This is a genomic window from Parafrankia colletiae, assembly GCF_001854655.1.
GTDB lineage: Bacteria > Actinomycetota > Actinomycetes > Frankiales > Frankiaceae > Parafrankia > Parafrankia colletiae.
On record NZ_MBLM01000025.1, the window covers coordinates 123,221 to 138,215 of the forward strand.

10 protein-coding genes are annotated in these 14,995 nt (G+C 73.4%); all 10 read left to right on the forward strand.

Features of this window, described 5'->3' with window-relative positions; genetic code table 11:
* Window positions 1-42: 42 nt before the first annotated feature.
* The 10 genes from truB (at window position 43) to thyX (ending at window position 14,951) form a co-directional block, all read left to right on the forward strand.
* Complete coding sequence (truB, locus tag CC117_RS04860; RefSeq protein ID WP_116287698.1) at window positions 43-900, forward strand: tRNA pseudouridine(55) synthase TruB; 858 nt, start codon at window positions 43-45, stop codon at window positions 898-900.
* 127 nt (window positions 901-1,027) lie between these two features.
* A complete protein-coding gene (locus CC117_RS04865) occupies window positions 1,028-1,957 on the forward strand; it encodes a bifunctional riboflavin kinase/FAD synthetase (RefSeq protein ID WP_071082548.1) in 930 nt (309 codons plus the stop codon).
* A 401-nt stretch (window positions 1,958-2,358) separates the two neighbouring features.
* Window positions 2,359-2,628, forward strand: coding sequence for a 30S ribosomal protein S15 (gene rpsO / locus CC117_RS04870; RefSeq protein ID WP_018640655.1), 270 nt, complete (start codon window positions 2,359-2,361; stop codon window positions 2,626-2,628).
* Window positions 2,629-2,877: 249 nt separating this feature from the next.
* On the forward strand, window positions 2,878-5,067 hold the full coding sequence (locus CC117_RS04875) for a polyribonucleotide nucleotidyltransferase (protein ID WP_071082549.1): 2,190 nt from the start codon (window positions 2,878-2,880) through the stop codon (window positions 5,065-5,067).
* Between the two features lie 43 nt (window positions 5,068-5,110).
* On the forward strand, window positions 5,111-6,514 hold the full coding sequence (locus tag CC117_RS04880) for a M16 family metallopeptidase (RefSeq protein WP_071082550.1): 1,404 nt from the start codon (window positions 5,111-5,113) through the stop codon (window positions 6,512-6,514).
* 88 nt (window positions 6,515-6,602) lie between these two features.
* Window positions 6,603-7,346: a 4-hydroxy-tetrahydrodipicolinate reductase gene (gene dapB, locus CC117_RS04885; protein ID WP_071082631.1), complete on the forward strand. Its 744-nt coding sequence runs from the start codon at window positions 6,603-6,605 to the stop codon at window positions 7,344-7,346.
* A gap of 104 nt (window positions 7,347-7,450) precedes the next feature.
* The gene (locus tag CC117_RS04890; protein ID WP_071082551.1) at window positions 7,451-9,271 is read left to right on the forward strand and encodes an Hsp70 family protein; all 1,821 of its coding nucleotides are present in this window, start codon (window positions 7,451-7,453) and stop codon (window positions 9,269-9,271) included.
* 86 nt (window positions 9,272-9,357) lie between these two features.
* Window positions 9,358-12,030 (forward strand): hypothetical protein, encoded by a 2,673-nt coding sequence (locus CC117_RS04895; RefSeq protein WP_071082552.1) that lies wholly within the window; start codon window positions 9,358-9,360, stop codon window positions 12,028-12,030.
* A 132-nt stretch (window positions 12,031-12,162) separates the two neighbouring features.
* The gene (gene hisS, locus CC117_RS04900; protein WP_071082553.1) at window positions 12,163-13,482 is read left to right on the forward strand and encodes a histidine--tRNA ligase; all 1,320 of its coding nucleotides are present in this window, start codon (window positions 12,163-12,165) and stop codon (window positions 13,480-13,482) included.
* A 734-nt stretch (window positions 13,483-14,216) separates the two neighbouring features.
* Window positions 14,217-14,951 (forward strand): FAD-dependent thymidylate synthase, encoded by a 735-nt coding sequence (gene thyX / locus CC117_RS04910; protein WP_071082632.1) that lies wholly within the window; start codon window positions 14,217-14,219, stop codon window positions 14,949-14,951.
* Window positions 14,952-14,995: the final 44 nt, after the last annotated feature.

The following is a 14,995-nucleotide window of genomic DNA, read 5'->3' on the forward strand; positions in this document are numbered from 1 at the left end:
GCGCCGGCGCCGTCTTCTCCGGCTGGGCCGTCGGCTGCGGCCGTGGACGGCCTGGTCGTGGTCGACAAGCCGGCAGGGTGGACGTCCCACGACGTGGTGGCGCGCTCCCGGCGCCTGCTGCGCACGCGCCGCGTCGGTCATGCCGGGACGCTCGACCCGATGGCCACCGGAGTGCTGGTCCTCGGCGTCGGCCGCGGCACGCGGCTGCTCGGCCGGCTGGCGCTGACCACGAAGGTGTACGAGGCGACGATCCGGCTCGGCCGCACCACCACGACGGACGACGCCGAGGGCGAGCTGATCGAGGACCGACCGGTCGAGGTCGACGCCGCTGGCCTGGCGGCGGGGATGGCGGCGTTGACCGGGGAGATCGACCAGGTCCCGTCCAGCGTGAGCGCGGTGAAGGTCAACGGGGTGCGGGCCTACGCCCGGGTCCGGGCCGGCGAGGAGGTCACCCTGGCGGCCCGCCGGGTCACCGTGAGCCGTTTCGACCTGCTCGCGCGGCGCGACAGCGATCTGGACGTCGTGGTGGCCTGCTCCAGCGGGACGTACATCCGCGCGCTCGCCCGCGACCTGGGTGCCGCCCTCGGCTGTGGGGGGCACCTGACCGCGCTGCGCCGGCGGGAGGTCGGGCCGTTCGGGCTCGCCGCGGCGGTGACCCTGGACGAGCTGGCCGAGCGTGGGCCGGCGGCGGTGCTGCCGCTCGGGGCGGCGGTGGCGACGGCCTTCCCACGCCGGGACGTCGGCGTGACCGAGGCCCGTGATGTCGCTCACGGCCGGAGACTGCCTCCGGTGGGCAGTTCCGGCCCCTACGGCGTGTTCGGCCCGGATGGCGCAGTTCTGGCCCTGTTCGAGGAGCGGGACGGAACAGCCCGGCCGATCGTGGTCTTCGCGCCGGCGTAGCACCGGCACCCCCCCGCCCGGCGCCGGCACCGCGCCGGCACCGCGCCGGCCGGGGGCAGTCGCGGGAACGCGAAGCTCGACCTGCCGCGGATCGAAGATCAATTCGCGATGCCCTAGGCTTCGGCAGGTGCGACGTTGGCGCGGAGTCGAGAACACCCCGGACGACTGGCCCGGCGGAGTCGTCACCATTGGCTTCTTCGACGGCGTTCATCTGGGTCACCGTCGGATCATCGGGCGGGCCGTCGAGCTTGCCCGGGAGCGCGGGCAGCAGGCGACGGTGCTGACGTTCGATCCGCATCCCGCCGAGGTCCTGCGCCCCGGTACGCATCCCGCGCAGCTGACCACCCTGCGCTACAAGGCGGAGCTGCTCGCGGCCATCGGCGTCGACGCGCTCTGCGTCGCCCCGTTCACCCTGGAGTTCAGCCGGATCCCGGCGGAGGAGTTCGTCCGCCAGGTGCTGGTGGGCCGGCTGCGGGCGTCCACCGTGGTCGTGGGGGAGAACTTCACCTACGGCCATCGCGCGGCCGGCACGGTGCAGACGCTGGCCCGCGGCGGGGCGGCGGAGGGCTTCGCGGTGGAGGGGATCGGCCTGGTGCGCGCGGACGAGAAGGTGCTGTCCTCCACCGAGATCCGCCGCCGGGTCGCCGCGGGCGACGTCGAGGGTGCCGCGGTGGCGCTCGGCCGGCCGCACCGGGTCGAGGGCGTGGTGGTGCACGGTGACGCCCGTGGCCGCACGATCGGCTACCCGACGGCGAACCTGCAGTGCACGCCGTGGTCGGCGGTGCCCGACGACGGCGTCTACGCGGGGTTCGCGAGCTGGTCCGACCAGCGTCGGGCCGCCGCGATCTCGATCGGTACGAACCCGACGTTCGAGGGGCGGGAGCGCAGGGTCGAGGCGTTCCTGCTCGACTTCGACGGCGACCTCTACGGCGAGTACATGACCTACGAGTTCACCCGCCGGCTGCGTCCGACCCTGCGTTTCGATTCCGTCGACGAGCTCGTCGAGCAGATGGGCCGGGACGTCGACGCGACCAGGACGGCCACCCTTCCCGTCTGACCCGGGCCGGAACCCGGGCCGTCTCGAGACCGGATCCGCGACCGGCTGGCGGGGCCCGCGGGTGGGGCGCGGAGAGGGCGCGGGGGCGGGGGCCGATGGTCGGTGTCCGGGCGGGTCGCCCGGGGTTGATAAGCTTCCCCCTCAGGCGGGAGCGGTGTGTCCGGTGACGGCGTGCCGGATGGTCGACTCGCGGTGGTTGCTGATGGTGTACAGCTGGTGACTTGCAGCTGATGGTGTTCAGCGGTCGCCGGGGTTCGGTGGTGGTCGGGGCGGGTTCGGCGTGGTGCCGAGAGCCCGGGGCCGCCGGCGGCGGTGCGACATCCGGTGGCTCACACCGGCGGGATGTCCGGGTGGAGAAGACCCCGGGCGCGCGCCGCCCCGGACGAGGAACGAGGTGGAGCGTGCCGCTCTCTAGCGACGTCAAGCAGAAGATCATGTCGGACTACGCCACGGTCGAACGGGACACCGGTTCGCCCGAGGTCCAGGTGGCGATGCTGACCCGTCGCATCAGTGACCTGACGGAGCACCTGAAGGTCCACAAGCACGACCACCACAGCCGCCGCGGGCTGCTCCTGCTGGTCGGGCGCCGGCGCCGGCTGCTGAACTACCTGTCGAAGACAGACATCAACCGCTATCGCGCACTGATCGAACGACTCGGTCTGCGCCGATAGTCAACAAGAGGGAGCGCCCCGGTGGCGCTCCCTCCGGCGCATCCGGGGTAGATACCGGGGCGTCGGGCCGTCGGCGGCACTCGGTCGCCCGGCGGTCGCAGGACCTGACCGGGTCCGCGCGGCATGAGCCGCCGGTCCTCGGTCGTGGCCGCCTGGACGGTGCCCACCGGCGCCGGCCCCGGAGACTTCGACTGAGCACCGGCATCCTCGATGGCGCGGGCACGGCCCACGATGAGGATGGAGTTTCGAGTGGACGACTCGACACAGGCGGCCGAGGCGGTCATCACGACACCGGCCGGAACCCGCACGGTGCGCTTCGAGACCGGCCGGCTGGCCAGGCAGGCCGCCGGTGCGGTGGTCGCGCACCTGGGCGACACCATGGTCCTGTCGGCGACGACGGTGAGCCGGTCGCCGAAGGAGCAGCTGGACTTCTTCCCGCTCACGGTGGACGTCGAGGAGCGGATGTACGCGGCCGGGCGCATTCCCGGATCGTTCTTCCGCCGTGAGGGGCGTCCCAGCGAGGACGCGATCCTGACCTGCCGGCTGATCGACCGCCCGCTGCGCCCGTCGTTCGCGAAGGGGCTGCGCAACGAGATCCAGGTCGTCGCGACCGTGCTGGCGCTGGACCCGGAGACCCTCTACGACGTCGTCGCGATCAACGCGGCGAGTGCGTCGACCATGCTGGCGGGCCTGCCGTTCAGCGGCCCGATCGGCGCGACCCGGGTCGGGTTCGTCGATGGTGAGTGGATCGCCTTCCCGACCCACCCCGAGCTGGAGCGGGCCACGTTCGACATGGTCGTGGCCGGCCGTGTCCTGGAGGACGGCTCCGACGTCGCGATCATGATGGTCGAGGCGGAGGCCACCCCGGGCACTGTCAACCTGCTCGCGGGCGGTGCGGCGGCGCCGACCGAGGAGGTCGTCGCGGCGGGTCTGGAGGCGGCGAAGCCCGCGATCCGCGAGCTGTGCCGGGCACAGAGCGAGCTCGCGGCCGGCGCGGCCAAGGCGCGGCGCGAGTTCCCGGTCTTCGTCGACTACCACGACGACGTGCTGGAGTCCATGACCGCGGCCGTGGGCGAGGAGCTCGCGGCGGCGCTGCGCATCGCGGGCAAGACCGAGCGCGAGACGGAGCTCGAGCGGGTCCGCGCGCTGGCGGTCGAGAAGGTCTCCGGCCAGTTCGAGGGTCGCGACAAGGAGATCAGCCCGGCCTACCGGGCGCTGACCAAGAAGCTGGTCCGCTCGCGGATCGTCGCCGACGGCGTGCGTATCGACGGCCGGTCGACGACCGAGATCCGGGAGCTGTCGGCCGAGGTCGACTACATCCCGCGGGTGCACGGCTCGGCGCTGTTCGAGCGGGGTGAGACGCAGATCCTCGGCGTCACGACGCTGGCGATGCTGCGGATGGAGCAGACCGTCGACACGCTCAACCCGGAGCGCACCAAGCGTTACATGCACAACTACAACTTCCCGCCGTACTCCACCGGGGAGACGGGCCGGGTCGGCTCGCCCAAGCGTCGCGAGATCGGCCACGGCGCGCTCGCCGAGCGGGCGCTGCTGCCGGTGCTGCCCAGCCGTGAGGAGTTCCCCTACGCGATCCGCCAGGTCTCCGAGGCGCTGGGCTCGAACGGCTCGACCAGCATGGGCTCGGTGTGYGCGAGCACGCTGTCGCTGCTCAACGCCGGTGTGCCGCTGAAGGCGCCGGTGGCCGGCATCGCGATGGGCCTGATCAAGGAGGGCGACTCCTTCGTCACCCTCACCGACATCCTCGGTGCCGAGGACGCCTACGGCGACATGGACTTCAAGGTCGCCGGCACCCGGGACTTCGTCACCGCCCTGCAGCTCGACACCAAGCTCGACGGCATCCCCGCGTCGGTGCTGGCGGCGGCCCTGCAGCAGGCGCGGGCGGCCCGGCTGACGATCCTGGAAGTGATGGCCGAGGCCATCGGCGAGCCGGACGAGATGTCCGCGCACGCCCCGCGGGTCATCTCGGTGAAGATCCCGGTCGACAAGATCGGCGAGGTCATCGGGCCCAAGGGCAAGATGATCAACCAGATCCAGGCCGACTCCGGCGCCGAGATCACGGTCGAGGACGACGGCACGATCTACATCGGCGCCGCCGACGGGCCGTCGGCGGAGACCGCCCGCTCCGCGATCAACGCGATCGCCAACCCGCAGATGCCCGAGGTGGGGGAGCGCTACCTCGGCACCATCGTCAAGATCACCAACTTCGGCGCCTTCGTGTCGCTGACCCCGGGCAAGGACGGCCTGCTCCACGTGAGCAAGCTCAAGCAGCTCGCGGGCGGCAAGCGGGTGGAGAAGGTGGAGGACGTCCTGTCGGTGGGCCAGAAGCTGCAGGTGGAGATCACCGAGATCGACGCCCGTGGCAAGATCAGCCTCGCGCCCGGGGCGGAGGCCGCCGACGCGGTTGCGGTCGAGTCCTGAGTCGCCCCGTGCACGCGGGGGTCCTCCTCCTGACAGGAGCACTGTGACGGAGACGGAACTGTCCTCCTCTGACGGGCGCACGCGGGCCACGGGCGGGCCGGAGGTCACCTCCGGCCCGCAGCCGGGCCGTGTCGCCGATCTGCTCGCGGCGGGCGGCGGCACCGCGGAGCTGCTCGCCGGGACGGTGCGCCGCACCGTCCTGCCGGGTGGCCTGCGGGTCATCACGGAGAAGGTGCCGGGGGTCCGCTCGGTGGCCATCGGCGTCTGGGTCGGCGTGGGGTCCCGCGACGAGACGCCCCTGACCGGCGGCTGCTCGCACTACCTGGAGCACCTGCTGTTCAAGGGCACGCCGACCCGGGACGCGCTGACGATCAGCGCCGCCATCGAGGCGGTCGGCGGGGATCTCAACGCCTTCACGAACAAGGAGTACACCTGCTACTACGCCCGGGTCCTCGACGATGACCTGGGCCTGGCCGTCGACGTCGTCTGCGACATGGTCGCCAACTCACTGGTGACCGCGGACGACGTCGAGGCCGAGCGCGGCGTGATCCTCGAGGAGATCGCCATGCACGAGGACGACCCCGGTGACGTCGTGCACGACGTCTTCGCGGATGCCGTCCTCGGGTCGTCCGTGCTGGGCCGGCCGGTGCTCGGCACGGTCGAGACGATCCAGGCCCTCGGCCGGGAGACGATCTTCGACTACTACCGCGAGCACTACGCGCCACCGGCGCTGGTGATCTCGATCGCGGGCAACCTCGACCACGACCACGCCCTTGACCGGGTGGCGAGGGCGTTCGCCGACCGCCTCGGCGGGCCGGCGCGGCCGCAGGACGTCCGCCGGGGTGACTACCCGTTCCCCCCGCCGCCGGGCATCATCGTCACCAACCGGCCGACCGAGCAGGCCCACGTCGTGCTCGGCACGGTCGGCCTGTCCCGGCACGACCCGCGCCGCTACGCGCTCGGGCTGCTGTCGCAGGCCCTGGGCGGCGGGATGAGCTCGCGGCTGTTCCAGGAGGTGCGGGAGAAGCGCGGCCTGGCCTACTCGGTCTACTCGTTCGACAACCAGTTCGCCGACGCCGGCCTCTTCGGGGTCTACGCGGGCTGCACCCCGGGCCGGGCGGACGACGTGCTGGAGATCTGCCGTGAGCAGGTGCACCAGATCGCCGAGCACGGCATCACCGATGAGGAGCTCGACCGGGCCCGCGGGCAGAACCGCGGGGGCCTCGTGCTCAACCTCGAGGACACCGGCTCGCGGATGACCCGGCTCGGCAAGTCCGAGCTCGTCCACGGCGAGATCCTCCCGGTCGACGAGGTGCTCGCCCGGGTCGAGGCTGTCACTCTGGACGACGTACGGGCCCTCGCCGGCGAGCTCGTCGACCAGCCGTGGGCGCTCGGTGTCATCGGCCCGTTCGACGACCACGACTTCAGCGCCGCGGTCGCCCGCTGAGTCAGCAGCCGTCAGCCAGCAGCCAGCTTTGATGATCATCCGGCCCCGCGGCCTGTGCCGCGGGGCCGGCACACGTGAGGGGCACGAAGTGATTGCTGTCGGGGTGCTCGGCTCCCGTGGCCGGATGGGTGCCACGGTGTGCTCGGCTGTCCGGGAGGCGCCGGATCTGGAGCTGGTGGCCGAGGCGGACGCCGGCGACGACCGCGCTCCGCTCGCGAAGGCGGACGTGGTCGTCGACTTCACCCATCCCGACGCGGTCATGGACAACCTGCGCTGGGCGGTCGACAACGGCGTCCACGCCGTGGTGGGCACGACCGGGCTCGACGGCGACCGCCTCGACACCGTGCGCGGCTGGCTGGGCGCCGAGCCGTCGGTCGGGGTGTTCGTGGCACCCAACTTCGGCATCGCCGCCGTGTTGATGATGCTCTTCGCCGCCCGGGCGGCGCCGTACTTCGAATCGGTGGAGATCGTCGAGCTGCACCATCCCGGCAAGGCGGACGCGCCCAGCGGCACGGCCCGGCGCACCGCCGAGCTCATCGCCGCCGCCCGGAAGTCCGCCGGACTCGACCCGGCCGGCCCGGACGCGACGACCTCGGCGCTCGACGGGGCCCGCGGTGCCCGCGCCGCCGGCGTGYCGGTGCACGCCGTCCGGCTCGCCGGGCTGGTCGCGCACCAGGAGGTGCTTCTCGGCGGTGCCGGCGAAACCCTCACGATCCGCCACGACTCGCTCGACCGCGCCTCGTTCATGCCCGGCGTCCTGCTCGCGGTGCGTCAGGTGGCCGCGCATCCGGGACTGACCGTGGGCCTGGAGAGCCTTCTCGACCTCGGCTGAGCCAGGCCGGGCCGGGGCCGCGCACCGGCGCGGGACCGGGTGTCGCCAAGCCGTCACCCGGTCCGCTGTCCGCCGCCGCCCATGCGGATGGATAGGTTTCGGGTGTGGCACGACAAACGGGTGGCCGGCCGGCCAACACGGGGACCGTCTTCGGTATCGACCTCGGGACGACCTTCAGCTGCCTGGCCAGGGTGTCCGCCTCCGGCGACCCCGAGGTCATCCCGCTGATGGACGGGTCGACGATCCTGCCCAGCGTGGTGCTGTTCGTCGGCCGCGACGACTACATCACCGGTGAGACCGCCCGGCGCCTCGCCCGGGCCCGGCCCGATGACGTCTGCTCGCTCGTCAAGCGCCGGATGGGCGACCGCGACTGGCGGTTCGTCACCCACGGGGCGGCCTGGTCGGCGCCGGCGGTCAGCGGGCTGATCCTCAAGGCGCTCGTCTCGGACGCCGGGATGACCGCCGGGGAGCCCGTCCGGGACGCCGTCATCACCGTGCCGGCCTACTTCGGTGACGAGGAGCGCCGGGCCACCGTGCTGGCCGGCGAGTACGCCGGGCTGAACGTCGTCGACGTCATCAACGAACCCACCGCCGCCGCGCTGTCCTACGGGTTCGCCCGGTTCGAGGTCGCGGGCCGGCGCACCCTCGCCGGCCCCGGCGTCCTCGCCGAGGAGGTCGCCCTCGTCTACGACCTGGGCGGTGGAACCTTCGACGTCACCATCGTCGAGCTCGCCGACCGCCGGGTCTCCGTCGTCGCGACCGACGGTGACCACCAGCTGGGCGGGGCCGACTGGGACGAGAAGATCGTCCTGTTCCTCACCGACCGCTTCCTCGCCGCCCACCCGGGCGCCGACGACCCGCTCGACGACGGCGAGGCCGCGCAGGTGCTGCAGCTCGCCGCCGAGCGCGCGCGGCGTGAGCTGACCGACGCGGACTCGACCGTGATCACCGTCAGTCACGGTGGGAGGACTCTGGACGTCACCCTGACCCGGGACGAGGTGGAGAACCTCACCGCGGTACTGCTCGACCGCACCCTCGAGCTGACCCGGTCGGCGATCGAGGCCGCCCGCGAGCGCGGGGTACGCGGCGTCGACCGGGTCCTGCTGGTCGGCGGTGCCTCGCGGATGCCGGCCGTGGCCCGGCGGCTGGCCGCCGAACTGTCGGTGCCGGTGGAGCTGAGCGATCCGGACCTGGCCGTCGCCCGCGGTGCCGCGATCTACGGGGAGAAGAAGGCGCTGGAGCGCCTGGTCGCCGCCGACCTCGTCACCCGCGGCCAGCTGGTGGACGGCGCCGCGGTGGACACGGCCGCCCCCGCCGACCTGGACGCCGCGTGCCGGCGCCTCGCCGAGGCCCTGGGGCTGCCCGCGGACCGGGTGCGGCGGACCGTCGAGGTGCAGGTCGTCAATGTCGTCTCCCGGGGCTTCGGTGTGCTGGCGCTGGACCGTTTCGGCGATCAGCGGGCGGTGTTCCTCGTTCACCGCAACGACCGGCTGCCGGTGGCCGTCCGCCGGCTGTTCGGCACCGTGCGCGACGACCAGGACGCGGTGACCGTCCACGTCGTCGAGCAGGCCGGGGGCGTGGAGTCCGCCCGCGTCGACGACAACAAGATCATTGCCAACGCGGAGATCACCGGCATTCCACCGGGCTATCCGGCCGGTACTCAGATAGAAATCATGTTTCGGATGGGGTTCGACGGCATCCTGGAAGTGACGGCACGCCACGAGGGGCTCGCCGACCGGCCGCTGACGGTTCGCATCGAGACGTCCGCGGCACTGAGCCAGGCGGACGTCGCGCGCGAGCGGGAGCAGGTCGCCCGGGCCCGCCGTGAGCGGGGCACGGATCCGGGCGCCGGTGGCGACCCCCTCCGCAAGAAGCCGCCGGACGCGGAGCAGGGCGGGCTCGGCGGCCCGCCCGGCTGGGTGTAGCCGGGCCTGGGCGCCAGCCGGCAGAGCGCCCGACAGAGCGCCCGACAGAACGGCCGGAGAGCGCGACGCCAGAGAGGGAGACCACCGTGCTGCCCTTCGACTCGAACGACTACCGGCGGCGGGTGCTCGCGGCGCTCCACGCCCGCGGCGGGGCCGAGCAGAGCGACCCCTTCGAGATCTACGACATCCCGGTCGTGGAGGCGCCCCGGCTCGGTGACGCGGAGGTCCGCGCCCGCCTGGACGAGGTCTGGGCCTTCTGGCAGCGCAGCCGGGACCATCCCCGCTACCGTGGTGTGATCATCGCCCTGCTGGGTCTGCACGACGAGCTGTCGGCGGCACTGGCCACCGCCGCGTCCCGCGCCGACCTCGCCGAGCGGGTCACCGCCGCCCGCGCGGCCCGGGACAGCGAGCGCTTCGCCGAGCTCGACGCCGCCGTCCGCCGCCTGGTGAGCCGCTTCGGCGGCCTGCCCGAGGACAAGGTCGCGGGACTGCGCGCCCTGGCCGCCGCGCAGGGCGTCGACGAGGCGGCGTTCGCGCAGCGCATCCGCCGGTACCGGCTGCTCCCCGCGGGCGCGCCGGAGCGGGCGACATCCGCGCAGGCCCGCCGGGCCGTGCCCGCGGAGGTGATCCGCCAGATCCGTGCCGATCTCGACGAGCTCGGACGGATCGCCGGGACCACCCCGCCGCGCAGCCTGTTCGACCTGCTCGGGGTCTCCCCGGGGAGCACCCGGGAGGAGATCCGGGCCGTCCGCGACGCGGCCGCGGCCCGCAACCGCGAGCGCCGGCCGGACCGGCGGCGCGCGCTGTTGGACGACCTGCTGACGGCCGTCCGTTCGCTGCTCGTCGACGGTGATCCGGAGGCCTACCTCGACGCCCTGGTCGAGCCGGTCAGGGCGGCGCTGCGACCGCGGGTCGCCACCGCCGTCCTCATCGAGGACCGTCTGCTCGCGTCGGCCGCCGCGGAGTTCGTCGCCCACGCCGAGGCGGAGGGCCTCGACCCGGCCCGGGCCCGGACGGTCGTCGCCGACCTCGCGCGTGAGAACGGCGTGGAGGCACCCGAGGTGGCGTACACGCCGCGCCGGTCCGGCGGTGCTGGCGGTGGTGCCGGTGCCGGTGCTGCCGGTGGCGGCGACGTGGTGCCGCCCGGGCGGGCGGTGCCGGCTCCCGCCCCCGGCCGTACGCGTGACTGGCAGGCCCTGCTTTCCCGGGCCCGGGCCGCGCTCCGGGCCGGACGGCCGATCGAGGCCAGTGACGAGATCTCCCGGGCGCGTGAGGCGGCAGGGGAGACCCTGCCACCCATCCGGGCGCTCGGGGACGAGGTGGAGCGGGTCATCCGGGCCGCGGGGGAGAGCTGGCGGGTCATCGTCGCCGAGGCCGGCACCGACCGACACCGCGCAGTTGCCCGCCTCACCGAGGACCTCGCCCGGGTCGCGGCGGACGTCCCTGGTCCAGGCGGACGGGTGCTCGACGAGGTACGCGCGACGGCACGGGCGCGCTGCGCCCAGGCGGACGAGCTCGTCCGCCGCGCGCGTGAGGCGCCCGGGCCGGAGCGGATCCGGCTGGCGCGGGAGGCGCTGGCCGCGGTGGCGGATCACGAGGAGGCACGCGCCCTGCTCGCGGACAGCCCGGACGCCGACGCCCCGCCGCGGCCGGCCCGGCAGCGACCGGTCACCGCCCCGGGTGACGGTTCGAACGAAGGTCCGAGCGAGGGTTCGGGTGAGGGCTCGGGCTCGGGTGGGCGGCCGGAGCCGGAGCGCGGGCAGGCCCGGGTCCCGGAGCAGGAGCGGGTGTCGGTGGACGACCGTCCGGCCCCTGCCGCCGTGCCGTCTGCCGTCGTGCCATCGGCCGCCGAGGCGCGGGTCGTCGAGGCGCCGAGCGGGGTGTCCGCCCGGTGGGACGGCGCGTCCGTGGTCGTCAGCTGGCGTGCGACGATCACTCCGGGTGATGTCCGGTACCGCATCCGGCGGATCACCGCGGACGGCAACGCCCGTGCGGTGGGTGTCACCGCCGCCACCTCGATCGAGGACGGCGGCGTGTACCGCGGGTCGTCGATTCCCGAGTACGAGGTGATCGCCGGCGTCGGTGGCGTCTGGTCGGTGCCGGCCCGGTGGCCGGAACCGGTGCGCGGCGAGGAACCTGCGCGTGACCAGGAACGGGTGCCCGAGCCGGAACGGGTGCCCGAGCCGGAGCGGACGGCGTCCGGTGCCGCCGGGGAGCGTGGCGGGACGCAGGCGCCGGGCCGGCTTCCGCCGGTTCCGGTGCCGGCCGAGGTGCCTGCCAAGGCGGCAGACGCGGCGCCGGCGGCAGACGCGGTGCCCGTGCCCGACGCGGTGCCCGGTCCGGCAGACGTGCGGGTCCCGCCGCCGGGTCCGCGGACCGCCGCCGATGAACTCGACCCGGCGTCCGACCTGCGGCTGGTGGCGGGGCGGCTGTGCTGGACCTGGCCGTCCGGCTGCACGGAGATGATGGTGACGGCGCGTGCGGACCTGCCGCCCGCCGGCGCGCAGGAGCTCGGCTCCATCACCCGCAAGATCACCAATACGAGGTACGACATCGACGGCGGCTTCGTGCTGCCGGAGGCGCGTCCGCTGCACGTGGCGCTCTTCGCCTGCGTTCGCGAGCGTGGTGAGCTGGTGGTCGCGGGCGCGGCGGCCGGGCGGTGCCTGGTGGACGCCGCCGGCGTCCTGGCTGTCATTGYGGTGACGCCTGGTGTTGCCGCTCCCGCCACGGGTGCGTCAGGAGGCTCCCGGACTGCCTAGCCGTCGGCGTGTAAGGTTCCGATCGTGCTTTTCTCGTCTCGACATCGGTGATCGCCGCGCTCTCAGGGTCCGATGAGCGTGTGTGGAGGCCACGCGCGCCCGCAGTGTCGAGAAAGAGGAGTTGTTCCGGCGATGGCCGATGCACCCGTGGTCCGTCCCACCCCGATCAGCGGATTTCCCGAATGGCTGCCCGACGTGCGGATGGTCGAGCTCCGCTGGCTGGACACCATCCGCGCCACGTTCGAGCGGTACGGGTTCTGCTCGGTCGAGACCCCGTCGGTGGAGGCGCTGGACGCCCTGATGGCCAAGGGCGAGACCTCGCAGGAGGTCTACACCCTGCGGCGGCTGCAGGCGGAGGACGACGGCGACAGCTCGCGCCTCGGTCTGCACTTCGACCTGACCGTTCCGTTCGCCCGTTACGTCGCGGCGCATTTCAACGACCTGGTCTTCCCGTTCAAGCGCTACCAGATCCAGCGGGTGTGGCGTGGGGAGCGGCCCCAGGAGGGGCGGTTCCGGGAGTTCACCCAGTGCGACATCGACGTCATCAACATCGACCAGGTGCCACTGCACTTCGATGCCGAGCTTCCCCGGATCGTGCACGAGGTCCTCACCACGCTCGGGGTGCCCGCGTGGACGCTGAACATCAACAACCGCAAGGTGCTACAGGGGTTCTACGAGGGGCTGGGAATCGGCGACCCGCTGGCCGTCATCCGGGCCGCCGACAAGATTGACAAGATCGGGTCCGCCGGAGTCGAGGCGCTGCTGACCGGCCCGGTCGGGCTCACCGCGGACCAGGCCCGGGCCTGCCTGGACCTGGCTCACGTGCGGGGGTCCGACTCCGGGGTCGTCGAGGCGGTCGGCCGGCTCGGGGCCAAGTCCGACCTGCTCACCGAGGGCCTCGACGAGCTGGCGCGGGTGCTCGACGATCTGGCGGACCTGCCGCCCGGCAGCGTGGTCGCCGATCTGTCGATCGCCCGCGGGCTGGACTACTACACGGGCACCGTCTACGAGGCGAAGTTCGTCGACGCCCCGGGCTACGGCAGCATCTGTTCCGGCGGGCGTTACGACGATCTCGCGGGGACCTTCATCCGCCGCCACCTGCCCGGGGTCGGCATCTCGATCGGCCTCACCCGCATCTTCGCCAAGCTGGTGGCGGACGGCCTCGTCGGCGGCGGGCCGGCGAGCCCGGCCCAGGTTCTGGTGGTGATCCCGAGCGACGAGCGGCGGGCGGACGCGCTGGCCACCGCCCGGCAGCTGCGGGCCCGCGGCCTCAACGTCGAGACCTACCACCAGGCGGACAAGCTCGCCAAGCAGATCCGTTACGCCTCCCGCAAGGGCATCGGGCACGTCTGGTTCCCGCCGTTCGGGGACGACCGGCCACACGAGGTGAAGAACATGGCGACCGGGGAGCAGAACCCGGCGGACCCGGCGGTGTGGTCGCCCGCTTCCTGAGACGGGCCCGGCCGCGGCCTCGTGAGCACGTGGCCGGCCGCGTCGCCCTGCCACGCGGCCGGTGGCTTTCGGCACGGCCGGTGGCCGCCCGTGCGTCGGTGGCCTTCCACGCGACCGCGGCGCCGGTCGGCGGCGCGGGAGACGGGCCGACCGGCGGTCGCGGCCGCGTGGCAGACGCGGTGCCCGCGCCGCCGACGTGGAGCTCGACCAGGAGCTGACGGGGGCGGAGACCCCTGGCCGCGCAGCGCCTGCCGGGCGAGCACCGGACCCCCCGCCGACCGCGGCGAGGCGCCCACATCCGGTGTACCACGGTGCGCCGCCGCCTCCACCGCGGTGTTCCGTACGGGTCACCGGACGGGTAAGTGGGTGGCGACACGGGTCGGTTGGGCGGTTCGAACGTAACCGGTCCGGTGCATGCCGATGCCGCCCCGCAGGAGATCGCCACCGGCGGGCCGGGGCGCGGTGGTCCCCTTGTCCCCGTTCGGCTCCAGTTCCTGACGGGCCGCGGAGAGCGGATACCGTGGGATGGCAGTCGCCGCGGTGCCCGCCGCGCGCTGGTTCCGGCCGTCAGACCGTCGGGGGAAACCGTCAGACCAACGGGAAATCGTCAGGACCGTCGGGGCAACGGGGTGGAGGTCGCTGTGGTGGATGTCGGAGTGCCGGGCGGAACCGGTGGGAGCGGGACTGGATCCGGGCCCGGGTCCGGGTCCGGGAGTGGTCCGGCGCAGGCCGGGCTGCGGGTCCAGGTGATCGCCCGCACCGAGTTCCTCCCGCCGGACGACGTCCCGTGGAGCACCGACGCCGACGGCGGCCAGGCGCTGGCCGAGTTCGCCGGGCGGGCCTGCTACCAGAGCTGGAACAAGCCGAACCCGGCGACGGCGACGAACGCCGGCTACCTCCGGCACATCCTCGACGTCGGGCATCTGTCGGTGCTGGAGCACGGGACGGTGTCGCTGTACATCACCGGGGTGTCGCGCAGTCTCACCCACGAGCTGGTGCGGCACCGGCACTTCTCCTACAGCCAGCTGTCGCAGCGCTACGTCCCCGAGCACGACGCGGCCCTGGTCGAACCGGCGGTGATCGCCGAGGACCCGGAGCTGCACGAGCTCTTCACCGAGGCGGCGRCCGCCTCGATGGAGGCGTACGCCCGGCTGCTGGAGGGCCTCGAGAAGCGCTTCGCCGACGTCTCCGCACCGACGTCACGGCGCAAGCAGGCCCGACAGGCGGCCCGGTCGGTGCTGATGAACGCCACCGAGACCAGGATCGTCGTGACCGGCAACTACCGCGCCTGGCGGCACTTCATCGGCATGCGTGCCAGTGAGCACGCCGATGTCGAGATCCGCGGCCTGGCGGTCGCGGTGCTCCGTGCACTGCAGGGCGTGGCGCCGAACGTGTTCGCCGACTTCCGGGTCAGCGCGCTGGATGACGGTACCGAGGTGGCGTCCAGCCCGCTCGTCGGCGAAGGCTGAACCAGCGCCCCGGCCGGCCGCAAGGGCCCTTCGGCTCGGAGACT

Bases quoted from the DNA above. Each gene is read 5' to 3' on its own strand.
- hisS (WP_071082553.1), top strand. From the start codon at position 12,163: ATGGCCGATGCACCCGTGGTCCGTCCCACCCCGATCAGCGGATTTCCC.